Annotated in this window: 23 protein-coding genes; 18 read left to right on the forward strand and 5 right to left on the reverse strand. The window is 35.6% G+C overall.

From position 1 onward, the window contains the following. The first annotated feature begins 56 nt into the window (after nucleotides 1–56). Nucleotides 57–908: a MurR/RpiR family transcriptional regulator gene (locus HF969_RS02855; RefSeq protein ID WP_090289262.1), complete on the forward strand. Its 852-nt coding sequence runs from the start codon at nucleotides 57–59 to the stop codon at nucleotides 906–908. 63 nt (nucleotides 909–971) lie between these two features. Here HF969_RS02855 and HF969_RS02860 read toward each other — a convergent pair whose 3' ends face one another. Both HF969_RS02860 and HF969_RS02865 read right to left on the reverse strand, forming a co-directional pair. Next, nucleotides 972–1,133, reverse strand: a complete 162-nt coding sequence (locus tag HF969_RS02860; RefSeq protein ID WP_168427147.1) for a hypothetical protein — start codon at nucleotides 1,131–1,133, stop codon at nucleotides 972–974. A gap of 18 nt (nucleotides 1,134–1,151) precedes the next feature. Then, complete coding sequence (locus tag HF969_RS02865; RefSeq protein ID WP_090289264.1) at nucleotides 1,152–1,757, reverse strand: methyltransferase domain-containing protein; 606 nt, start codon at nucleotides 1,755–1,757, stop codon at nucleotides 1,152–1,154. 163 nt (nucleotides 1,758–1,920) lie between these two features. On the opposite strand from HF969_RS02865, the gene HF969_RS02870 reads away from it, so the two are divergent. From HF969_RS02870 to selA, 5 genes are all read left to right on the forward strand, one after another. After that, nucleotides 1,921–2,427: a hypothetical protein gene (locus tag HF969_RS02870; protein ID WP_090289265.1), complete on the forward strand. Its 507-nt coding sequence runs from the start codon at nucleotides 1,921–1,923 to the stop codon at nucleotides 2,425–2,427. Nucleotides 2,428–2,661: 234 nt separating this feature from the next. After that, nucleotides 2,662–3,639: a selenide, water dikinase SelD gene (selD, locus tag HF969_RS02875; RefSeq protein WP_281241370.1), complete on the forward strand. Its 978-nt coding sequence runs from the start codon at nucleotides 2,662–2,664 to the stop codon at nucleotides 3,637–3,639. 23 nt (nucleotides 3,640–3,662) lie between these two features. Further along, nucleotides 3,663–4,001: a sulfurtransferase-like selenium metabolism protein YedF gene (gene yedF / locus HF969_RS02880; RefSeq protein WP_090289267.1), complete on the forward strand. Its 339-nt coding sequence runs from the start codon at nucleotides 3,663–3,665 to the stop codon at nucleotides 3,999–4,001. A gap of 26 nt (nucleotides 4,002–4,027) precedes the next feature. Next, the gene (gene selB, locus HF969_RS02885) at nucleotides 4,028–5,941 is read left to right on the forward strand and encodes a selenocysteine-specific translation elongation factor (RefSeq protein ID WP_090289268.1); all 1,914 of its coding nucleotides are present in this window, start codon (nucleotides 4,028–4,030) and stop codon (nucleotides 5,939–5,941) included. Next, nucleotides 5,941–7,332: an L-seryl-tRNA(Sec) selenium transferase gene (gene selA, locus HF969_RS02890; RefSeq protein WP_090289269.1), complete on the forward strand. Its 1,392-nt coding sequence runs from the start codon at nucleotides 5,941–5,943 to the stop codon at nucleotides 7,330–7,332. The genes selB and selA overlap by 1 nt, the downstream gene beginning before the upstream one ends. 193 nt (nucleotides 7,333–7,525) lie before the next feature. On the opposite strand, the gene HF969_RS02895 is transcribed toward selA, so the two are convergent. Continuing rightward, nucleotides 7,526–8,755, reverse strand: coding sequence for a glycosyltransferase family 4 protein (locus tag HF969_RS02895; protein ID WP_090289270.1), 1,230 nt, complete (start codon nucleotides 8,753–8,755; stop codon nucleotides 7,526–7,528). Between the two features lie 265 nt (nucleotides 8,756–9,020). Here HF969_RS02895 and grdA point away from each other — a divergent pair, with 265 nt between their 5' ends. From grdA to grdD, 3 genes are all read left to right on the forward strand, one after another. After that, complete coding sequence (grdA, locus tag HF969_RS02900) at nucleotides 9,021–9,494, forward strand: glycine/sarcosine/betaine reductase complex selenoprotein A (RefSeq protein ID WP_090289271.1); 474 nt, start codon at nucleotides 9,021–9,023, stop codon at nucleotides 9,492–9,494. 148 nt (nucleotides 9,495–9,642) lie between these two features. Then, nucleotides 9,643–11,193 (forward strand): glycine/sarcosine/betaine reductase complex component C subunit beta, encoded by a 1,551-nt coding sequence (grdC, locus tag HF969_RS02905; protein ID WP_090289272.1) that lies wholly within the window; start codon nucleotides 9,643–9,645, stop codon nucleotides 11,191–11,193. 15 nt (nucleotides 11,194–11,208) lie between these two features. Beyond that, entirely contained in the window at nucleotides 11,209–12,363 is a 1,155-nt protein-coding gene (grdD, locus tag HF969_RS02910; protein WP_090289273.1) for a glycine/sarcosine/betaine reductase complex component C subunit alpha, read from the forward strand. A 99-nt stretch (nucleotides 12,364–12,462) separates the two neighbouring features. Here the strand turns inward: grdD and HF969_RS02915 are convergent, their stop codons facing one another. Beyond that, nucleotides 12,463–12,990: a TDE2712 family protein gene (locus tag HF969_RS02915; protein ID WP_090289274.1), complete on the reverse strand. Its 528-nt coding sequence runs from the start codon at nucleotides 12,988–12,990 to the stop codon at nucleotides 12,463–12,465. 150 nt (nucleotides 12,991–13,140) lie between these two features. Continuing rightward, nucleotides 13,141–13,368: a putative Se/S carrier protein gene (locus tag HF969_RS02920; protein ID WP_090289275.1), complete on the reverse strand. Its 228-nt coding sequence runs from the start codon at nucleotides 13,366–13,368 to the stop codon at nucleotides 13,141–13,143. 233 nt (nucleotides 13,369–13,601) lie between these two features. Here HF969_RS02920 and HF969_RS02925 point away from each other — a divergent pair, with 233 nt between their 5' ends. The 9 genes from HF969_RS02925 to nagE all read left to right on the forward strand — a co-directional run bounded on the left by HF969_RS02925 (nucleotide 13,602) and on the right by nagE (nucleotide 21,738). Then, nucleotides 13,602–14,120 (forward strand): SGNH/GDSL hydrolase family protein, encoded by a 519-nt coding sequence (locus HF969_RS02925; protein ID WP_090289276.1) that lies wholly within the window; start codon nucleotides 13,602–13,604, stop codon nucleotides 14,118–14,120. A gap of 294 nt (nucleotides 14,121–14,414) precedes the next feature. Continuing rightward, a complete protein-coding gene (locus tag HF969_RS02930; protein ID WP_090289277.1) occupies nucleotides 14,415–14,813 on the forward strand; it encodes a GrdX family protein in 399 nt (132 codons plus the stop codon). 36 nt (nucleotides 14,814–14,849) lie between these two features. After that, nucleotides 14,850–16,136 (forward strand): glycine/sarcosine/betaine reductase component B subunit, encoded by a 1,287-nt coding sequence (locus HF969_RS02935; RefSeq protein ID WP_090289278.1) that lies wholly within the window; start codon nucleotides 14,850–14,852, stop codon nucleotides 16,134–16,136. A 23-nt stretch (nucleotides 16,137–16,159) separates the two neighbouring features. Next, entirely contained in the window at nucleotides 16,160–17,461 is a 1,302-nt protein-coding gene (gene grdB / locus HF969_RS02940; RefSeq protein ID WP_090289279.1) for a glycine reductase complex selenoprotein B, read from the forward strand. A gap of 187 nt (nucleotides 17,462–17,648) precedes the next feature. Continuing rightward, the gene (locus HF969_RS02945) at nucleotides 17,649–18,110 is read left to right on the forward strand and encodes a YaiI/YqxD family protein (RefSeq protein WP_168427148.1); all 462 of its coding nucleotides are present in this window, start codon (nucleotides 17,649–17,651) and stop codon (nucleotides 18,108–18,110) included. Nucleotides 18,111–18,149: 39 nt separating this feature from the next. Continuing rightward, on the forward strand, nucleotides 18,150–19,007 hold the full coding sequence (locus HF969_RS02950) for a glutathione S-transferase C-terminal domain-containing protein (protein WP_090289281.1): 858 nt from the start codon (nucleotides 18,150–18,152) through the stop codon (nucleotides 19,005–19,007). 119 nt (nucleotides 19,008–19,126) lie between these two features. Next, nucleotides 19,127–19,654 (forward strand): NADPH-dependent FMN reductase, encoded by a 528-nt coding sequence (locus HF969_RS02955; RefSeq protein ID WP_090289282.1) that lies wholly within the window; start codon nucleotides 19,127–19,129, stop codon nucleotides 19,652–19,654. A 188-nt stretch (nucleotides 19,655–19,842) separates the two neighbouring features. Continuing rightward, nucleotides 19,843–20,046 (forward strand): cold-shock protein, encoded by a 204-nt coding sequence (locus tag HF969_RS02960; RefSeq protein WP_090289283.1) that lies wholly within the window; start codon nucleotides 19,843–19,845, stop codon nucleotides 20,044–20,046. Nucleotides 20,047–20,238: 192 nt separating this feature from the next. Continuing rightward, nucleotides 20,239–21,738, forward strand: a complete 1,500-nt coding sequence (gene nagE, locus HF969_RS02965; protein ID WP_090289284.1) for an N-acetylglucosamine-specific PTS transporter subunit IIBC — start codon at nucleotides 20,239–20,241, stop codon at nucleotides 21,736–21,738. The last annotated feature ends 37 nt before the right edge of the window (nucleotides 21,739–21,775 follow it).

Here is a 21,775-nt window from a genome sequence, read left to right on the forward strand (position 1 = left end):
AAGAACGAAAAGGCTAGGCTTTGACCTAGCTTTTTCGCTAGAAAGGGGTATAAGACTTGCAAAATATACTTTTGACTATGCGAGACAATTTGGATAGTTTAACATCTTCAGAGCGTAAAGTCGCAAACTATATTATCGACCATCCTCAAGAAATTGTAACAATGAGCGCTCAAGACTTAGGTAAAATTTGTGGATCCTCGTCATCGGCTGTAATACGTTTGGTTAAAGCTTTAGATTTTTCAGGTTTTACTGAGTTTAAAGTTCAGTTATCAGGTCAAATCGGACATCTTGGTCAACAACCTTTAACAGATATCTCAGAATTTGAAACAGTATCTGAAATAAAAGATAAGTTAGCTATGAATTTAAATCATTTTCTTTCTACTAATAATGCAAAGATATCCGAAGAGCTAATTCAAAAGGTAGTAGAAGAATTGAACCAAGCTAAAATCATTTTTGTCTATGGAATTGGAGCATCCCATATAGTCGCTAAAGATATTCAACAAAAGTTTACCCGTTTAGGAAAGCAAGTAATTTGTAGTTTAGATCATCATGAGTTAGTAGCAGCTATTTCATTACAAGGTAAAGAAGCTTTATTTGTGGGTATTTCTGCTTCAGGAGAAACGAGTGAGGTTATCTATTTGTTAGAGTTAGCCAAAACATGTGGTTTAAGAACCTTAGCCTTAACCGAGGACACTGAAAATAGACTTTGTGAAAAAGCTGATATTGCTTTAAAAACCGCTAAAACAGATCTAGTTATCTTGCGTAGCGGAGCGACTTTATCAATTATTAATCATTTATATGTTATTGGCATCATCTACTATAGTTACCTGACTTTAAATTATGATGAGAATATTGAAATTCTCATGAAAACGCGGCAAGCCACAGACTCTTTACGTGATTTTTATTAATGTAAATTTTTTTAAAAAAAGAAAAGCATCTGATCCCTTAAGATCAGATGCTTATTGTATCTTTTAAACGGGTTTATAGGCAGTAATAGTCGAAGAGCGTAAATAATGTTTTAAATCAACATCATTAATTCCCCATTTATTAGCATATTGATCGGATACGACCGCTCGCTCGATATCGATGGATGTAAAGCCTGCATTTTTTAAGATTCTTTCTAACTTATCCAAAGTTATAGCTCCAGCCACTCAGGTTCCATACATTTTTGGGTTTTCATAAACGGAGTGAGGTAGATCTTCATAGAGAGTGATATCAGAAATTCCAATGCGGCCTCCGGGTTTTAAAATACGAAAAATTTCATTATATACATCTTGTTTAGCTGTCGAAAGATTGATCACACAGTTAGAAATAACTAAATCTGCTGTATTATCAGCAACGGGTAGGTGTTCGATTTCACCGAGGCGGAAATCGACCTGTTCAAAATGGCGTTTTTGAGCAATTGCTCTCGCTCGTTGAATCATTTGAAGAGTCATATCGACACCGATTACACGGCCTTTTTCCCCAACTGCTTTAGCGGCGATAAAAGCATCAAAGCCTTTACCACAACCTAAGTCGACTATCGTTTCTCCTGGTTGAGGTTTTGCTTTTTCTTGAGGATTGCCACAGCCTAAACCCATATTTGATTCTTCAGGTGCTGAAGCAATTTCTTCAACAGAGTATCCAATGGATTGATTCAGTTGATTGGTATCTACTTTTGTTTTTTGTTGATCTGTTGCAATTTCATGATAAAAATCAGCGACAGACTTTTTGATTTGATCAGCATCTAGTGGAGCATTAGGTTCCTTTTCAAACATACATATACCTCCTTAGGTAGAGTCTGTTCTATTATAAACTTTGTGTAATAAAAAATCACATCTTTTGTTTATCTCTGAAAAGATTGAGTCAACCCCTTTGCAAAAAGTAAAATTTGTGATATTGTGAACCTATACACATAACTAACTATATGGAGGTTTAATTATGAACGCAATTTTAGGTAAATTTGTTGAAGATGGATTATTTAACGAGAAAGTAGCAAATGCAATTGAAGAAGCTTTTGCAGAAAAATCTTCTGTAATTATTGCAGGTCACCGTTCAACAGGTTCTCGTCCATTGATGGCAAATATCATGCAACTGGCTAAGAAATCTTATGATTCTGTTCAAGTACGTAAAGCAGAGGACTTAGAAAAAGAAGGCGAATACTATTTAATCTTTGGAGCTCCAGCTGACCAAGTTGAAGGCTTAGTAGAAGCAGCTTTGAAAAAAGGTAAAGCAGTCGTTACTTTGAAAGAGCCTGAAACACCAATCTCTATTATGAAGGTTATGAAGTCAGTCTTAAAAGAAAAAGAAGATTTCAATCACAAGGCTTTACAAGTTTCATTACGTAAAGACGGTGTAGGAGCAGGAGCAACTCCATTTACAGACCGTGTTGATTTATATTATGTAAATGAAAAAGGCCGCGTTAAATCAGAAAAAGTTGATTTTTAATCAACTATATTAAAAAACAGCACAAGGAAGCTTGTGCTGTTTTTATTATCAAAAGTAATAAATCATCTTGTTTCATTACTGAGATTTATAAAAGCATGAGATATCTTGTTTCATTACTGAAATTTATAAAAGCATGCGATATAATAGTAATTATAGAAGAAGGAATGAGGTTTAAAAATGGTAGATAAACAGAAAAAGACAGAATTAGAAATTTGTGGAGGTTGAAACGCTAAGATTGGTCCAGGCAGTTTGTCTGAAATTTTAAGCAATCTTCCAAAGCAATTTGATTCAAATTTATTAGTAGGTTATGATTCGAGTGATGATGCAGCGGTTTATCAGCTTACTCCAGATGTAGCAGTCATTCAAACGACTGATTTTTTTCCTTCGATGGTAAAAGATCCATATTTATTTGGACAAATATCAGCTACTAATGCTTTGTCTGATGTTTTTTCCATGGGCGGCAAAGTAATTACAGCACTCAATATCGTAGCTTATCCCGACAATACACAACCTCTAGATAACCTAGGAGAAATCTTGCGTGGAGGTGCTGAGAAAGTATTAGAAGCTGGGGGTATACTTGCTGGGGGGCATACAATTCGTCAATCAACGCCTTTGTATGGTTTAGCAGTTGCAGGAGTCGTTCATCCTGATAAAATTGTTACTAATAATGGTGCGAAAGCTGGAGATGCGATCATTGCTACTAAAAAGTTAGGTGTGGGTATCGTTACTACAGCACATAATAAAGGCTTAATTGATGAGAAGGCTTTTGATGAAGCTGTTGAATCGATGACGACCCTCAATAAATATGCGGCCGAAACGATGTTAAATTACCAAGTAACCAGTTGTACCGATATTACAGGATTTGGTATTTTAGGTCATACGATTGAAATGTGTGATAATAAGTTGACAGCTGAGATCTATGCGGATAAGATTCCTATAATTGAAGGGGCTTATCAAGCAGCCAAAGAGAATTTAACAACGGGCGGTGCAAAACGGAATCGACAATATTATGCAGATGCGATCGATTTCCAAATTGATGATCAAGCGATGGAGGAAGTACTATTTGATCCGCAAACTTCAGGTGGACTTCTAATAACAGTACCAGAAGATCAATTAGAAGCACTGTTAACTGCATATAATGAGCAATCAATTCAAGCGGCACATATCGGTTATATGATTGAAAAACAAGAAAAAGCGATTATCGTTAAATAGTCAGCCGAATGGAGGAAAAGATTATGGCAGAATATATTGTAGTAATTGCGAGTGATAAATTAGGGGCAGGGAATAATGATCTCGGTCGTACATTGATTAAGTCATTTATAAGTGCTCTTGCTCAAGAAGAAGAATTACCTAAAGAAATTTTATTGTATAATGGCGGTGTAACTTTAGCCGCTGAAGGAGCTGATACAGTAGAAGATCTACAAAGTTTGATGGATAAAGGTGTATCCATTAAAGCATGTGGGACTTGCGTGTCTTTTTATGAATTAAAAGATAAACTTGCAGTTGGTGAAGAAACCAATATGCGCTATATTCTTGAACAGTTACGATCTTATGACCGTGTTGTAAGACCATAGTTGTTATAATAGAAAGGAATTAGTCAATGAAAAATGTCGTTTTAGGAACGGCAGGCCATATTGATCATGGAAAGACCACGCTCATCAAAGCCTTGACAGGTATCGAAACAGATACTTCAAAGGAAGAGAAGCAGCGTGGCCTTTCTATCAATTTAGGTTTTGCTTATATCGATCTAAACAATGGAGAGCGGGTTGGAATAGTAGATGTTCCAGGTCATGAGAAATTTATTAAGAATATGTTAGCAGGGGCTGCAGGCATCGATTTAGTCATGCTCGTGATTGATGTTAATGAAGGAATCATGCCTCAAACCAAAGAGCACGTTTCGGTTCTCAATTTATTAGGTATTGAAGATTTTATTATTGTGCTAACTAAAGTAGCTGATGTTGATGAAGATTTAAAACTCTTAGTTTATGAAGACATTCGGGAACAGTTTGAAGGAACGCCTTTGGAAAAAGCACCAATTATTGAAACAGATGCTATGACTGGGATTGGTATTGAAGATTTAAAAGCTCTGTTGGTTCAAAAAGTCGAAAACATTCAGCGGAATAATGAGTCATTACCGGCTCGACTCAATGTTGATCGTGCTTTTTCAGTAAAAGGATTTGGAACAGTAGTTACAGGAACTTTGATTGATGGCTCCATTAAGGTCGGAGATGATTTAACCATTTATCCAGCAGGTATACCGACGCGCATTCGGACCATTCAAATTCATGAGCAAGATCAAGAAATAGCTCATGCTGGTAATCGAACGGCACTTAATTTAACCAAGGTTGATTTGGATCAAATTGGTCGTGGTGACGTGCTAAGTGCCGCTCCTTTGGAATCTTCTTATATGCTTGATACGAAGGTCCAGTGTCTCAAAGATGCCAATCAAGCTATGGAACTATGGGATAGGGTTCATGTCCATATTGGGACTCGTGAAGTTATAGGTCGTCTAGTCCCATTAGGGATAGAAAAAGTCCAACCAGGACAAACAGCTTTTATGCAAATTCGTTTGGAAGAACAAATTGCTGTTAAAAAGGGAGACCGTTTCATTTTAAGAAACTATTCACCGGTTACGACAATTGGGGGAGGAGAGGTTCTCGACCCAACCCCTAAAAAACATAAACGCTATAATCAAGATGTGATCGATTCTCTTGAAGTCCTTGAATCGGGTACGATGTCTGATGTATTACTTGATTTCTTAGCTAATCGTTCGGCAGGGTTCACTTCCATTAAAGAAATGGCGGATTATCTTAACGAAGAAATGCGTACGATCGAAGGTTATGTAAAGGAAATGGTTGATGCGGGGGATCTAATCAAATTTGGTCAATTCTATATGGCTAAAGTTTCTTTTGAAGCGATTCAAAGAGAAATGGAAGAAATGCTAAAAGAATTTCACCGGATTAATAATATGATTGCTGGAATGTCTTTAGAAGAATTTCGTTCACGTTTTAATAAAATTACACCTAAAGAATTAAATGCCATTATTCAATCCATCGTTTCTCAAGGACAATTTGTGATTGAAGGAGATTTGATTCGTTTAGCGAGTCACTCGATTGCAATTTCACCAGCTCAAGCTAAGGCAAGGAAGGCTATTGAAGAAAAATTGGCTGAAAATCCTTTTGCGCCACCACTTTTTGAAGAGGTTGTCGGAAAAGATAAAACGATGCGTGAAGTATATATGTTGATGCGCAAACAAAATGAATTTTATCGCTTAGATAAACAGACTGAGATTCATATTTCCTATTATAATGAAGCGCTAAGAAGACTGAAGGATTTCTTCCAGGATAAGGATACGATTGCTTTAGCAGATTTTAGGAATTTACTTGGTACTAGTCGTAAATATGCGCTTTTGCTTCTGGAAGATTTCGATAAGCGAGGCATAACTAAAAGAGATGGGGATGTTCGTGTGATAAATCCTAAGTATCTCCAAAAGATTGAGGAGGCTTTCATGTAATGAAAAAGTTATTATCATCCTTGCCAAAAATTGATAAAATTCTGCAAGATGATCGTATGAAATCTTGGACAGAAGAACTGGACCTATCTTATATTAAAGAAAGCAGCCAAATTGTAATTGATTCTATTCGTCAAGGTATTTTAGACGGTTCGATAAAGGATCACGATTCTGTAGAGTTCGAGAATGTGATTAAACGAATAGAAGAAACCCTATCCGAGAGATTGGCTCCTTCTTTAAAACCGGTAATTAATGCCACTGGAACAGTTTTACATACCAACTTAGGAAGAGCGCCTTTATCACAAACCGTGATTGATGCAATTATAGAGCTGGGACCATCCTATTCGAATTTAGAATACGATTTAGTTAAAGGTAAGCGTGGATCAAGATATAACCACCTTAAAGATGTATTGATACAAATTACGGGTGCAGAGGATGCTCTAGTAGTTAATAATAATGCTGCTGCTGTACTCTTAATGTTATCTGCCTTAACTGAAGCTAAAGAAGTTGTTATTTCTCGTGGAGAATTGGTTGAAATTGGCGGTTCATTCAGGATACCCGATGTGATTACGCGGGGTGGGGCACTTCTTCATGAGGTGGGTGCAACGAATAAGACGCATTTAAAAGATTATCAGACTGCAATTAATGAAAATACAGGTGCGCTATTAAAAGTTCACACCTCGAATTATCAGCTGGTAGGTTTCACTGATAAAGTTGATGACCATGAGCTAGTAGATCTAGCTCATCAGCATAATATTCTCGCTCTTAATGATCTGGGATCAGGTTTATTTATGGACATGCAAGCTTTTGGTTTGCCTTATGAGCCGACTGTTCAAGAAGCGATTCAAGCTGGTTATGATGTGGTAACCTTCTCTGGCGATAAACTTTTAGGTGGACCACAAGCTGGAATTATTGTAGGTAAAAAAGCCCTACTCGATAAAATGCGGGTGCATCCTTTAACACGCGCGCTTCGAACAGACAAACTGACTCTAGCTGCTTTAGAAGTAACCATGCGTCAGTACCTAAATCCAGAATTAGCGCTTGAAAAAATTCCGGTATTACAAATGGTGAGCCAAAGACAAGAAGAACTCATCAAAAAAGCAGAAATGATGCAATTAGCTATTCAAGAATTAGACTCTCAGTGGCAAGTTGACCTTATAAAAGGCCAATCGCAAGTTGGTGGAGGATCATATCCGGGAACAACTCTACCAACCATTTTGGTTCAAATCGATCATCCCACACAAAAAGCTGCTCAAATAGAGTCTTATTTACGAGCGTTAGAAAAACCAGTAATTGCAAGAGTCCATCAAGATCATGTTCAATTTGATGTTCGAACGCTATCTAATGAAGATATTAAACAAATTGTTTCTGATTTAGATCAACTCATAAAATAACTTCAATAGGTCGGTTATTTTCATTGGTTTGCAAAAAGATTACATTAGATTAAAAATTAATTGAACAAAAAATAAAAAGAGACTACATGTCTATGGTGTATAGCCGACGACATTTAGTCTTTTTTGTTTTTATTAAATTCCTTCCGTGTTTCAATCTAATCATAATTTATTATATCTCTTATGACCTTTCTATTTAAGAAAGGAGCTTTTTGAGGAATATATACTGCTTATTAATGAGTTGCTGCCATGAATAACTATGAATTTTATCAAAAATACTTGGATCAATTATTTCTCCGTTTAAGACTCTTTCTATTTGAAGACTAATTGCTTGAGTCAGTTGATGAATGAATAAAGGGATATCCTTTTCGTGGGCTTGATCTTGATCGATAATAGTAGGAAGTGGAACGTATTCAATAATTCCTGATTGATTGATTTCAGGCTTAATAAAGTTCTTCAAGGGTTCAAGCTCACTTACAACAAGCCGAAGACCACATGCCATAGCCTCTAAACAAATTGTAGCCAAACCTTCATAATAAGATGGTAAAATAAAAACATCCGAGTTCTTCATCCATTCAGCCAGCTCTAATTGGTTAACTGCTGGAAGAAAATGGATGCCTGCAATATCCTTTTGAGCAACTATGTTCTTAAGTTCATTGATTTCTGTTTGCTCACCGTTACCTATTAGAAATAAGTTAGTTTGAGGAAATTTTTTTCTTACATTTTGAAAAGCTAATACCAATTCAAAAACACCTTTAGATCTGGTAATCTTCCCTGCAAAAAGTAATTCAATCGATTTTTTTTTGCTATTTAAAGATTTTGTCAAATTAAATATTTCAGAATTGAAGCCATTACCGGTTACTTTTATTTTTTCAGGATTAATTGCAAATTCTTTGATTAAATTTTTACGATTTTCTTGTGAAAGAGAAAATATTAATGATAAACGATTCATATCACCTAAATATTTTTGTTTGAGGTGTGGATGCCGTCTGGCCTGACGAATATCCGTTCCATGGCTAATACCTACAACTGGAATGTCAGGATAAAGGTCTAACACTAAAGCAGTTAAATACCAAAGATGGTGGCAAATAACAATATCAGGTTGAAATTCTTCCTTTGCTTGATTTAATCTTTTCGTGAAGGCTCGCTGCCACAGCTTGATTTCATTGTCAGTCAATTGAGAGTATACGGAGCTTGGATAAGGCATAACATCTGACATGCCAACGATAGAAAAGGGGAGTTCTTTTGAATTGAACTGAACAGGATTAGAATATTCGGCTTGCAACTTATATTGAAAAGGAGACTGATTTGCATAAATAACACCATTTAAGACACCTTTCATTCTTAGGCCTTGTATAAGATTTTGAAAATACACACCAGAACCTGTTTGGCCTGGTAGTTGAGCTAGAATATGTAAAATCTTCATATAATTCCTCCTAACTATATGATGATATTATAACGCAAAAGGAATTAAAAAATGTTTCATTATTACACTTATTAGAAATTCAAATAAATGTTTAAGGCTTGATAGTAGAGTGTTCAGACTCAAACAATAAAGCTCAAAATATGAAAGCGCAATCGTTTATAAATAGGTTTGACAAATAGGTAACCTAAGGTTATACTACATTCATAGTAGTGATATATTGTTGTTGCGAACAATTTTATTTCGAAATTTCTTAGGAGGTAACATTATGTCAATGGATAATAAAAAATTATTGATCATTGGAGACCGTGACGGTATTCCAGGACAAGCGATTGAAGCTTGTTTAGAAGGTAAACCAGTTGAGATTCTAATGTCATCAACAGAGTGTTTTGTTTGAACGGCTGCAGGTGCCATGGATTTGGAAAACCAACGTCGTATCAAAGAAGCTGCTGAGAAACACGGTGCAGAGAATCTTGTCGTGATCTTAGGTGGAGCTGAAGCGGAATCTGCTGGTCTAGCAGCCGAAACAGTTACTAACGGAGACCCAACTTATGCAGGTGCATTAACAAATACACCTCTAGGTTTAGCTGTATATCATGCAACAGAGCCTGAGTTCAAAGAATATGCTGATCCAGATGTTTACGATGAGCAAATCGGAATGATGGAAATGGTATTGGATGTTGATTCAATCGCCGAAGAAATGAAATCAATTCGCGATCAATTTTCTAAATATACAGTATAATTAACTTACATTATACATAAAGGAGGGCCAGTATAAGCAGTTTGCTTCTACTGGCTTTTTTTGTCAAAAAAAGTCGCACGACTTGATTTTTTACCTGTTATGTGAAATAATAAACAATATAAACTAACTATAAAAAAGGAGAATGCAAATGACTCTTCCAGTATTGAAAGGTGCAGCTTATACACTTGCACATACACCAAACATGTTAATTCATAATGGTACAACTCAATCGACCGAACGTATTACCACTCCGGATTCTGAATATCTTAAGAATCTAGACAAGCATTTACGTTCATATGAAGAAGTTTTAACCGATCCAAACAACCAAACATATATTAACAATATGCATTATTCTGAATTGAAAAAGATCGAAGAACCTCGTTTCAAAACAAAGGCTGAAGGAAAACGTTATTCAAAACGTGGCGAAATCATGCCTGAGTTAGAATTCTATGGTTTACTTTCTATCGTTGACGTTTTTGATTTAGTTTACCTTGAAGAAGGATTTGCTGCTAAAGTTAAAGAAGTAATGGCTGAAAACGAAATCTTCAAAGAAGATGTAGCAAAAATCAAAAATATCGAATCTGCAGAATGGTTACAAAAGCACATCGACGAATACGCTGCAGAAGGCTTATACTATGAAGGTGAATTGGTTGGGGTTGTATCACGTGCACATGATATTGATCCGAACTTAAATGCCCATGTTATGCTAGAAAATTTAGTTAATAAAGCATCCGGTGTCCTTTCTTTACGTCACTTATTACGTGATACTGAGGACTTAAATGCTGAAGATATCGAGTACGTTATTGAGTGTTCTGAAGAGGCTATTGGCGATATGAACCAACGTGGTGGAGGTAACATGGCTAAAGCGATTGCTGAGCTTTGCGGACTTACAAATGCTTCTGGCTCAGACTTACGTGCTTTCTGTGGTGCACCAACACATGCTTTAATTAACGCAGCTTCGCTTGTAAAGGCAGGTACTTATAAAGCTGTTGCGGTAGTAGCTGGTGGTTCAACTGCTAAATTAGGAATGAATGGTAAGTCTCACTTTGAAAAAGATATGCCATTATTAGAAGATTCAGTAGCAGGTGTAGCTTTCTTAGTGTCTCAAAACGATGGTAAGAGTCCAGTTATCCGTACTGAAGTTGCTGGTCGTCATACAGTTTCATCTGGTTCATCACCTCAAGCTGTAATGACTGCATTAGTTGGCGATCCATTAGACAAGGCCGGTTTAACTATTCCAGATATCGATATCTTCTCAGTTGAAATGCAGAACCCAGACATTACTAAGTCTGCTGGTGCCGGTGATGTACCGACTGCTAACCTAAAAATGATTGGTGCAGTAGGTGTTCTTCGCAAAGAAATTGAACGTGCCGAATTAGGTAATTTCGTAGCAGAAAAAGGTATTCCTGGTTGGGCACCAACTCAAGGTCATATCCCTTCAGGAGCGCCTTATTTAGGATTTGCCTACGATGATATGACAAGTGATTCAGATATTAATCGTGCGATGATTGTTGGTAAAGGTTCATTATTCTTAGGCCGTATGACTAACTTATTTGATGGTGTATCTGTAATTATTGAACGTAACTCAGGAGAAGTTGAAGCAGCGGGTGTAGATGGTGACTTGAAAGAAGTTGTTAAAGCAGAAGTTGCTAAAGCATTACGTCAATTTGCTGAAAACTTTTCATCAGAAGAAGAATAGAGGTGAGCAATACGCATGTCTAACCAAGTGAATCAAGCAATTAAAGATGTTTTAAACGAATTAGCTCATACGTTAGAGAGCGGTCAAGTTGGACCTTCAATTAAAATTGGTCTAACCATCAATGGCTCTGAACTAGGGTTTGATGTTATGCGTGAAGCAGCTGCTCTTGCCAAGTCAGAAGGTATGTTTGAAGTTGTTCTGATTGGTGAAAAATTAGATTGGACCGAAGAATACGAACATTATGAAGCGAATGATGAAACAGCAGTTGAAGAAATGCTGAATAAATTATTAAATGATGGAACTATTCATGGTGCAGTTACACTTCATCATACTTTCCCAATTGGTGTATCTACTGTTGGTCGTGTGATTTCTCCTGCTTTAGGACGTGAAATGTTTATTGCGACTACAACAGGTACGACTGCTACTGTTCGTGCAGAAGCTATGGTTTTAAATACAATTAACGGTATTGCAGTTGCTAAAGCAAAAGGAATCAAGAACCCAACTGTAGGAATTGTTAATGTTGATGGAGCAAATACTGTAGAACGCGCATTGAGACAATTACAAGAAAAGGGCTATGACATTACTTTTGGTGAGTCTGCTCGCTCTGATGGTGGTGTTGTATTACGTGGTAACGACCTATTATTAGGTTCTGCCGATGTTATGGTATGTGACTCATTAACAGGGAATATCTTAATGAAATTATTTGGATCGTATACTTCAGGTGGAACTTATGAAACAACAGGATTCGGATATGGACCTGGTGTAGGTGATGGGTATGACCATATCATTAATATCGTTTCACGTGCATCTGGCGCACCTGTTATTGCTAATGCCTTGAAATACGCTTTCCAAATGGCAAAAGGTAAATTGGTCTCTGTTGCTAAGCAGGAATATGAAGCAGCTAAAAAGGCCGGTTTAGCTTCAGTCCGTGAGGGATTACAACCGAAAGCTGCAGTAGCTGAAGAAGAGATTAAAGCTCCAGCTAAAGAAGTCGTTACTGCACAATTAAATGGAATAGATGTTTTAGACCTTGAAGATGCTGTTAAAGCTTTATGGAAAGAAGGCATTTATGCTGAATCTGGTATGGGATGTTCAGGTCCTATCGTAATGGTTAGCGATGAAAATGCTGAGAAAGCTCATCAAGTTGTTAAAGATGCAGGTTTCATGTAATCAAATAAATTCAGACTAAACAGAGCTCCTCATTCAATGAGGAGCTCTGTTTAAGTATTAAAAAGGAGTGATCAATTTTAATTCATCACTCCTTAATTTTTATAACATTTCACTCAGTTTATTTTGAATATATTCTTTAAGGGGTTGGCCTTCAATAAGAACGGTTTCAAAATCAGAAAAATCCACACCAAGTTTAAAGAAATTAATAGTTAAGGTACTGTTGTCAATTTTATCAACCATATTATATGATGGAACAAAATGAATATTTACTTCTTCATATTTAGTTTCACCAGAGAATGCTTCTTTTAGTGCATCGACATTTAGTGTTTTTACGGTTGGTAAAGTAAGTTCCACATTTCCAGGATCATCAGCAAAGAACTTATTTGATTGATAAAACTCAAGTTCCTTTTCAGTTGCTTCATTAACAGGTTCATAATTAATCACTGCTGATAAAACTTTTCGTACAGAATTTTGGTCAAATCCATCCGTATAAACTGCTTCCATTTCAGGACGGTTAGCAATATCTAAGAGGTATGTATCAGCTAACTTTTCTCTACGTGCTGCAGTTTGCCAGTAAAAATCCATCAATTCAATTGTTTCAAAGTTGATTTTAATCGTCTTTAACATCAGTATTCTCCTTCGTTTATAAATTACACTATCCATTATAACAGATATGATAAACGATTAAATACCTGATCAAACAAAAATAGAAAACAAGTTAATTATTTAACAAAAAGAGGGTAAAAGTTTATAAAATCTCTTGTTCTTTTAATTAACTTATAATATTTCTACTTGATTTAAAGTGATATTGTTTTGTTTAGCAACTTGAATAAGCTCAGTTCTGTATGCAGGGTCAGAACGCCAGGCCATACCACAACCAGCCGATAATTCACGAGGAATAATAACTAAGCGTCCCTTAATATTGCTTTCTTTAAACAAGCTTTCAGCTGCCATAGCATCTGTTGTTGAGTTAAAAGTTAAATATAAATATTCTCTTTTTGCCATAAGGTACCTTCTTTCCCAATTACTTCATATTTTAAATTTGTTGAATTCCTTTCAGACTTGGAATTTTTTTAATAATTGATAAGATTATTATAGCAATCAAAATGATTCAATACTACTTTATCATTTAGGAGATCAAAAGCATAAATATCTAATTTCTCTAATGATATGATCTGAACCTATCAAAATCCAGTAGAATTATTTTTAATTAATATAGAAATACGAAAGGAGATATAATGAAAACATTAATTTTTCTTGGTCATTCTATTCTTTCTTTGTACACAAAGAATACACTTGGAGATTGGCAGATAAGAAATATTTCAAAGCAAGGAATTATCGCTAAGGATGGTTTGAAAATTGCTAAAGATAGAAGTGAAGCGCTAAAAAATAGTGAGGCGGTTCTTATTATGTTTGGTATTAATGAACTTTATTATCAAATGAAACAAGAAGGCGTAATAAAATATCTCAAACTAATAGTACAACTGATTCAACGGATCAACCCAGAAATTGATATCATACTTTCACAAATTATTCAAACTAAGGAAACCGATAGATTAAAGCCAAACAAAATTGACTGGGTTAATCAAGAAATTATAAATATATCAGAAAATTATCACACAAAGATTCTTACATGGGAGCAAATGTATAATCATTCTGGAAATATTGCTAGCGAATTTACTATAGATGGTATTCATCTAACAAAAGCAGGGTATGAAATCTTTGAAAATAGATTGCTAGAACTTCTGAAAAGATAGCTATACTCATAAATTTGGTGAATATGTCTGCTATTGATTAATTAACAAGCAATCGTTTTTACTATCAAACAATCAGACAGTTATTGATAATTAAATTTTTTTTAAAAATATGACCTTACTTTAAAGTCTACTTTATTTGGTATTATTCTTGTAAACTATATAAGTTTTTGTTATAATGTTCACAAGAACTAAGGAGAGTGCGGCCATAATTTGGCTTTGTTCTTAACATTTATAAAAGACTGATGCGAATCATTCTTGAAGAAATGTCAAGCACTGGCGTCTAGAGGTGAAACCATGAAAATCATATCGAATAATCCGAAAGTGAAAGAAACAATCGACCAATGTCCTGTCATTTTTATTGACGGAGACTATGGAGATGTTCTATATGAGACTAAAAAGCTCATAATTAATGAACATTATGTATTGTTGACTCATCCGCTTAGTGGTTCGATCAAGCCTAACGAAACTTTCTACAAATCAATAATTATCACTACTACTAAACAATCACAAATCGATCTTGAAAGTCTCGAAATCATTGAACAAGCCATTACTGTGTATGAAAAATTCATTAAGGACCGTGCAACTCCAAATTGGCTGGATTCAGTCTTGGAGGATTTTGCTACGATCGATTTAGATTTAATGGAGAGTACATTACAGCGTATTCGTTTTTCACCAGAATTACGCTTTAACTAACTCCCAAATTTAGAAAATAACAATAGAGGTGATTGAATGAAACTTGAATTAGGTAAAATTCAAATTAATGATGTAAAACTTGCTGATCAATCCAAAGTTGAAAGCAATGTATTATACATCAACGAAGAAGAAATTAAAAATATCGTTTTAGAAGACGATCATATCGCAAAGGTTTCAATCGAAATAGCAAAACCTGGTGAGTCAGTACGTATCACACCTATCAAAGACGTTATCGAGCCACGTTGTAAAGTTGATTCAAATTCAGAAATCTTCCCAGGTGTTGTCAGTAAAGTAGACCGTGTTGGTGAAGGCCGCACTCACGCTTTAAAAGGTTGTGCAGTAGCTACAGTTGGTAAAATTGTAGGTTTCCAAGAAGGTATTGTTGATATGCAAGGTCCTGGTGCTGAATTAACACCATTTTCTCAATTAATCAACATCTGTTTAGTTGTTGAGCCAGCTGAAAATGTAAAAACTCACTCTTATGAGCAAGCTGTTCGTGAAGCTGGACTAAAAGTTGCTAAACACTTAGGTAAATTATCTGCTTCAATCGAACCAGATGAAGTTGTAACCTATGAAACTAAGCCTTTATTAGAACAAATTGCTGAATATCCAGAACTTCCAAAAGTGGGATATGTATATATGTTACAAACTCAAGGATTATTACATGATACTTATGTATATGGAACTGACGCAAAACATATCGTTCCTTCAATCCTTTATCCAACAGAAGTAATGGACGGAGCAATTATTTCTGGTAACTGTGTATCTGCTTGTGATAAAAACACAACTTACCACCACTTAAATAATCCAATCATCGAAGATTTGTATGAGCGTCATGGTAAAGATATCAACTTCATGGGTGTAATTATCACTAACGAAGCTGTTTACTTAAATGACAAAAAGCGTTCATCAGACTGGACTTCTAAGTTATGTTCATTCTTAGGTTTAGATGGTGTAATTGTATCTCAAGAAGGATTCGGTAACCCAGATACTGACTTAATTATGAATACTAAGAAAATCGAAGCTGAAGGTGTTAAGACAGTTATCGTAACTGACGAGTATGCTGGTCGTGATGGTGCTTCTCAAGGTTTAGCGGATGCTGACAAAGCTGCAGATGCTGTTGTTACTGGTGGAAACGCTAACGAAGTAGTTGTATTACCTCCAATGGACAAAGTAATCGGCTCATTAGATTATGTCGATACAATTGCCGGTGGATTTGACGGAAGCTTACGCGAAAACGGAGAAATTGAAGTTGAAATTCAAGCCATTACTGGAGCTACAAATGAATTAGGCTTCAACAAGCGTACTGCTCGCGGTGTATAATATTTAAATAAGGAGGTAAAACCATGACAAAAAAACGTATAGTTCATTATATTAACCAATTCTACGCAGGTATTGGTGGAGAAGAAAAAGCTGATACAAAACCTTTCAAACAAGAAGGCGTTGTAGGACCTGGTGTTGGAATTAATGGCGCAATTGCTGAAAACGGTGAAATCGTTGGTACAGTAGTTTGTGGAGATTCATACTTCAACGAAAACCCAGAAGCAATTAAAGAAGTTTTGGAAATGATTAAGTCATTTGATCCAGAATTAGTCATCGCCGGTCCAGCATTTAACGCTGGTCGTTACGGTGTTGCTGCAGGTGCTGTTGCAACAGCTGTAATGCAAGAATTGAATATTCCTGCAGTTGCTGGTATGTACGAAGAAAACCCTGGTGTTGACATGTATAAGAAAGTTCCTTACATTGTTAAGACTGGTAATTCTGCTGCTACAATGCGTAAAGCTATTCCAGCTATTGCAAATGTCGTAAACAAGATCTTGACTGAACAAGAACTAGACCCAACTACTGATGAGTACTTCGAACGTCATCGTAAGAACTTTACTACTGAAGAGCGTGGTTCTAAACGTGCAGTTAACATGTTAGTTAAGAAATTAGCTGGTGACGAATTCACTTCAGAATTCCCAATGCCAGACTTTGACAATGTTGAACCTGGTAAAGCAATTAAGGATCTATCAAAAGCTAAAATTGCAATCGTTACTTCAGGTGGTATCGTTCCATTTGGTAACCCAGACCATATTGAATCTTCTTCTGCTTCTAAATATGGACGCTATGACATCACTGGTGTTCAAGACCTAAAAGAAGGCGAATATGAGACAGCTCACGGTGGACATGACCCAGTTTATGCAAACCAAGACGCTGACCGTGTTATTCCTGTTGACGTATTACGTGAAAAAGAGCGTAATGGAGAAATTGGTGAATTACACAACTTCTATTATTCAACAGTAGGTAACGGTACAGCCGTAGCTTCTTCAAAAGCTTATGCTGCTGAAATTGCTAAAGACTTACATGAGCATAATGTAGATGCAGTTATTTTAACCTCTACTTGAGGTACTTGTACTCGTTGCGGAGCAACAATGGTAAAAGAAATCGAAAAAACTGGTCTACCTGTGGTTCATATTTGTACAGTTACACCTATCTCATTAACTGTAGGAGCTAACCGTATTATCCCTGCAATCGCCATTCCTCACCCATTAGGTAATCCTTCATTATCTAAGGAAGAAGAATATAAATTACGTACTCATTTAGTAGATAAGGCTTTAAAAGCTTTAACTACTGAAGTTACAGAACAAACTGTATTTGAAGACTAATCCGTTCTTTAAATAAATAGTTTAACTATCTAGATTATTCTAGATTAGGGTCACTAGTATTCTGCTAGTGGCTCTTTTTTTTAAGCAATATCATCCATGGTTGTTATTTTTTGGAGAAATCTTTATAATGCAATAAATTAGTCTTCTTATGTTTTTAAAAACTTTTCAGTTTGAAAAAGGAGAGATTATGCGAATTTTAATTGATGCGGATGCTTGTCCAGTTAAAGAAGAAACGATTAAGATCGGTGAGTACTATGGAGTTGATGTGATTATGGTTACAACAACCGACCATTATTCTAGTCATATTATTGACTCCAAATACCTTCAGGTGATTTATATCGAACCAGGTATCGAAGCAGTCGATTATTATCTACTTTCAATTGCAAAAAAGGACGATATCGTAGTTACACAAGATTATGGTCTAGCTTCTTTATTGTTTTCAAAATATAAGGTAATTCATCATTCAGGAAAGGTATATGATGAGTTTAATATCGATCAACTCTTGTTTGAAAGACACCTTGGCCAAAAAATGCGTAAGGCCGGAAAGAAAAATAAAGGTACCGGTAAATTTACCAAAGATGACCGTGATCGTTTTGTTGAAAGCCTAAGTAGAATAATTGAGGACAGTGAGCAAGAAAGTCACAAGTAAAGTAGGAGACTGTTATAATAAATAAAAGGAGTTGATTATATGTCAAAAGTTTATAAAGAAGATTTTGCTTATCCTATTGAAGCTAATCGTTACCGTTTGGCTTTTGCCTTCCCATGCCCTTATGCCCAAAGGGCCGAAATTGCCAGACGTCTTTTAGGTTTGGATAAAGTAATTGGCTTAGCTCTTACTAGTTCAATTAAAACAAAGCGCATTTGGGATTTTTCAAATCAAAAAGACGGAAAAGATCCCGTCTTAGGCGTTGAATTTGTTTCTGAACTATATAAAAATACTGATCCAGATTATGAAGGGCCTTTTTCTGTTCCAGCCTTGGTAGATACTACTAATAATCAGGTTGTGAATTCAGAGTCATTAGATATATTACGCGATTTTACCACTCGTTTTAAACCACTTCATGGTGATGGAGCACCTGATTTATATCCGAAAGATATACAAAAAGAAGTGGATGAGTGGATACAATGGGTGATTACGAATGTCTTAGGTCGAGCAAGTGGAGCTGGGTATACGCGTTCACAAGAAGAATTTGACGAGAATGCAAAAGCCTATTTTAAATCGCTGAAAGAACTCGATCAACATTTCTTTGCCAATCAATTTTTATTAGGTGATCGATTAACGGAAGCGGATATAGTTTTATATACACCACTAATTCGCCATGATTTGTTATATTATCCAATTTACGGCCTATTCCAGTATAAGCTGCAAGATTTACCAAATTTATGGCGGTATGTTAAAAATCTATATCAAATTCCAGCTTTTAAAGAAGCGACAAACTTTAAAGAATATCAAATTGGTCAATACTCTGGTAAGACTGGACGCGCCTTCTTCAAAAGAGAAGTCGTTCCTATGCTGCCTGATATGTCTTATTGGGATGAAAAATAATCCCTAAAAGAATTTAAAAACCGAGACATTACACTTGATTTTATTTCGAATTCGAGATAAAATCAAATTGTTCAATAAGTTATGCAGTTGAACAAATACATTTATAAAGGATGATAAAAATGACAAAACTAGGTGTAATTGTAGGATCAACTCGTAAAAATTCTTTTTCAAAACAATGGGCAGACAATATAGTATCTTTATATCCCGAGGAAACAGAAGTTGAATATTTAGACATTGCTAATTTACCGTTATACAATCAAGACTATGATGAAAATTCGCCTCAAGCGTATACCGATTTTCGTGAAGCTGTGAAGCGTCAAGACTTAATCTTGTTTGTTACTCCAGAACATAATCGTACGATGTCAGCTGCATTAAAAAATGCTTTAGATGTTGCTTCTCGTCCTTGGGGTGAATCAGTTTGGGGTGGCAAACCAGCACTGGTAGCGTCTCACTCCATTTCTGTTTTAGGTGGAGCTATGGCTAATAAAGATGTTCATAAATCTCTAGGTTTCTTAAATATGAAGGCAGTTGGACAACCTGAAGTTATTTTATCCAATTCCCCAGATTTATTAAAAGATGGCAAAGCACCTCAAGGTACTTTAGACTTCTTACAGACTGCTGTAAATGCTCATTTAGCATTATTATAATAATTTCTTTAGTTACATTAATTATAGAGATCATTTAAGTTGACTTCCAAATGATTTGGATGTATACTTGTAAAGGTAGAGAGTAATAAAATATTTAAAAGTTTAATTCATTATCATAATTAATCCTTTTCTTTATCTTATGTAACATCTGCAAAAAAATCGCGCTTAGCGCAAGGAGGATTTCATTTATGAATAATGGAACAGTAAAATGGTTTAACTCAGAAAAAGGTTTTGGCTTTATCGAACAAGAAAATGGTGAAGATGTATTCGTACATTTCTCTGCTATTAACAACGAAGGCTTCAAAACTTTAGAAGAAGGCCAAAAAGTTACTTTTGATGTTGAAACTGGTGAACGCGGACTACAAGCTAGTAACGTGTCAGTAGTAGCATAATTTAACTAAATACCTATTCAAACGACAAACTTTATAGTTTGTCGTTTTTTTTATTTTTGAGATTATAAGTAATGTTTGTAAAAATTTTTTAGTCAATATAATTTAAATATTAAGAACAAATTTATGTTTTTCATTGAAAACGCTTCGAAATTAAGGTATATTATAATTGAAAAAAATAAAGGAGATGAGATTATGTATCAATATTTACAAAGGTTGGGACGGTCATTAATGTTACCTGTTGCCGTACTTCCTGTAGCCGGATTACTTTCGGGGATTGGTGTAACGCTAGGACCAGATCGCCTAAATATTAATTCACAGTTAAGTTCCCTGCTAACTACTGGAAGCGATACGATTTTAGGTCATTTGGGTATTCTATTTGCTTTGGGAGTTGCCATAGGTATGTCCAAAGATCGCGATGGGTCAAGTGCTTTATCAGGTTTAGTTGCGTATTTAATGGTTACTAATTTATTGAAGCCAACACATTTAGCTAATATTGTAAACGTTCCAGTTGATGAATTATCTTATGCCTTTGATAATATAGAAAATGTTTTTATTGGAATAATTTCTGGTCTTACTGCTTCAGCACTTTATAACAAGTTTTCAAAGACACGTTTACCTGATGCCTTTGCTTTTTTCTCAGGTCGACGGCTCGTTCCGATTCTTACTTCTTTTGCCATGGTCGTAGTTTCAGCTATTTTATATTTTATTTGGCCACCGGTTTATGAAGGACTAGTATCTTTCGGAACTTGGATTTCGGGTATGGGCTGGTTTGGTGCAGGTTTATATGGTTTCTTTAATCGTCTTTTAATTCCAACTGGGTTACATCATGCATTAAATGCTGTATTTTGGTTTGATTTAATAGGGATTGATGATATTGCTAATTTATGGCAATCGACTGGTGTTAAAGGAATCACGGGAATGTATCAGGCTGGTTTCTTCCCTGTAATGATGTTTGGACTACCGGCAGCTGGTTTTGCGATTTATCGGAAGGCAGATCCTAAGTACCGTAAAGAAGTTGGATCATTATATTTAGCAGGTGCAGTCGCAGCATTTGTAACAGGTGTTACCGAACCTATTGAATTCTCGTTCATGTTTGTAGCTCCTGTTTTGTATTTAGCTCATGCATTTTTAACAATGTTGTCATTAAGTATTGCAGCATTCATGCAGTGGATTGCAGGATTTACATTCTCAGCGGGAGCAATTGATTTTCTATTATCAATGAATTTAAAACTTGCAAATAAACCTTATATGTTGATCATTCAAGGTTTATTATTTGCGGTCTTATATTATCTAGTATTCTCTTTCTTGATAGAAAAGTTAGATTTGGCTTCACCTGGTCGTAAAGGTCCACTTTCATTTGACTCTGATAAAGACGAGGATAGTTTTAAAGAGCATAAACTGGCTAATAAAGCTGAAAATTCTAATAGTTTAAAAACAGAAAAAGAATACCAACAAGCTCGCCGTATTCTTGAAGCATTAGGCGGTAAAGACAACATTGAAAACTTTACCAATTGTGCGACACGTCTTCGCCTGAATGTTAAAGATACATCAGTTATTGACCAAGAAAAAATTAAGTCTTCTGGCGCTGCGGGTGTAAAGATTATGGGAAAAAATGCAGCCCACGTAATTATTGGAACCAATGTTCAATTTGTTGCAGACGCACTACATGATGTTATAGATGAAGAGAAGTAATATAAACGATTTCAATTAAAAGACTTCGGATTTTCCG

Origin of the sequence: Facklamia miroungae (genome assembly GCF_012396555.1) — a bacterium.
Lineage (GTDB): Bacteria > Bacillota > Bacilli > Lactobacillales > Aerococcaceae > Facklamia > Facklamia miroungae.

Bases quoted from the DNA above. Each gene is read 5' to 3' on its own strand.
- HF969_RS02895 (WP_090289270.1), bottom strand. From the start codon at position 8,755: ATGAAGATTTTACATATTCTAGCTCAACTACCAGGCCAAACAGGTTCT.
- HF969_RS02920 (WP_090289275.1), bottom strand. From the start codon at position 13,368: ATGGCAAAAAGAGAATATTTATATTTAACTTTTAACTCAACAACAGAT.
- HF969_RS02935 (WP_090289278.1), top strand. From the start codon at position 14,850: ATGAAACTTGAATTAGGTAAAATTCAAATTAATGATGTAAAACTTGCT.
- HF969_RS02945 (WP_168427148.1), top strand. From the start codon at position 17,649: ATGCGAATTTTAATTGATGCGGATGCTTGTCCAGTTAAAGAAGAAACG.
- HF969_RS02865 (WP_090289264.1), bottom strand. From the start codon at position 1,757: ATGTTTGAAAAGGAACCTAATGCTCCACTAGATGCTGATCAAATCAAA.
- HF969_RS02960 (WP_090289283.1), top strand. From the start codon at position 19,843: ATGAATAATGGAACAGTAAAATGGTTTAACTCAGAAAAAGGTTTTGGC.
- HF969_RS02930 (WP_090289277.1), top strand. From the start codon at position 14,415: ATGAAAATCATATCGAATAATCCGAAAGTGAAAGAAACAATCGACCAA.
- yedF (WP_090289267.1), top strand. From the start codon at position 3,663: ATGGCAGAATATATTGTAGTAATTGCGAGTGATAAATTAGGGGCAGGG.
- nagE (WP_090289284.1), top strand. From the start codon at position 20,239: ATGTATCAATATTTACAAAGGTTGGGACGGTCATTAATGTTACCTGTT.
- selB (WP_090289268.1), top strand. From the start codon at position 4,028: ATGAAAAATGTCGTTTTAGGAACGGCAGGCCATATTGATCATGGAAAG.
- HF969_RS02955 (WP_090289282.1), top strand. From the start codon at position 19,127: ATGACAAAACTAGGTGTAATTGTAGGATCAACTCGTAAAAATTCTTTT.
- HF969_RS02925 (WP_090289276.1), top strand. From the start codon at position 13,602: ATGAAAACATTAATTTTTCTTGGTCATTCTATTCTTTCTTTGTACACA.
- HF969_RS02950 (WP_090289281.1), top strand. From the start codon at position 18,150: ATGTCAAAAGTTTATAAAGAAGATTTTGCTTATCCTATTGAAGCTAAT.
- HF969_RS02870 (WP_090289265.1), top strand. From the start codon at position 1,921: ATGAACGCAATTTTAGGTAAATTTGTTGAAGATGGATTATTTAACGAG.
- grdC (WP_090289272.1), top strand. From the start codon at position 9,643: ATGACTCTTCCAGTATTGAAAGGTGCAGCTTATACACTTGCACATACA.
- selA (WP_090289269.1), top strand. From the start codon at position 5,941: ATGAAAAAGTTATTATCATCCTTGCCAAAAATTGATAAAATTCTGCAA.
- grdD (WP_090289273.1), top strand. From the start codon at position 11,209: ATGTCTAACCAAGTGAATCAAGCAATTAAAGATGTTTTAAACGAATTA.
- HF969_RS02915 (WP_090289274.1), bottom strand. From the start codon at position 12,990: ATGTTAAAGACGATTAAAATCAACTTTGAAACAATTGAATTGATGGAT.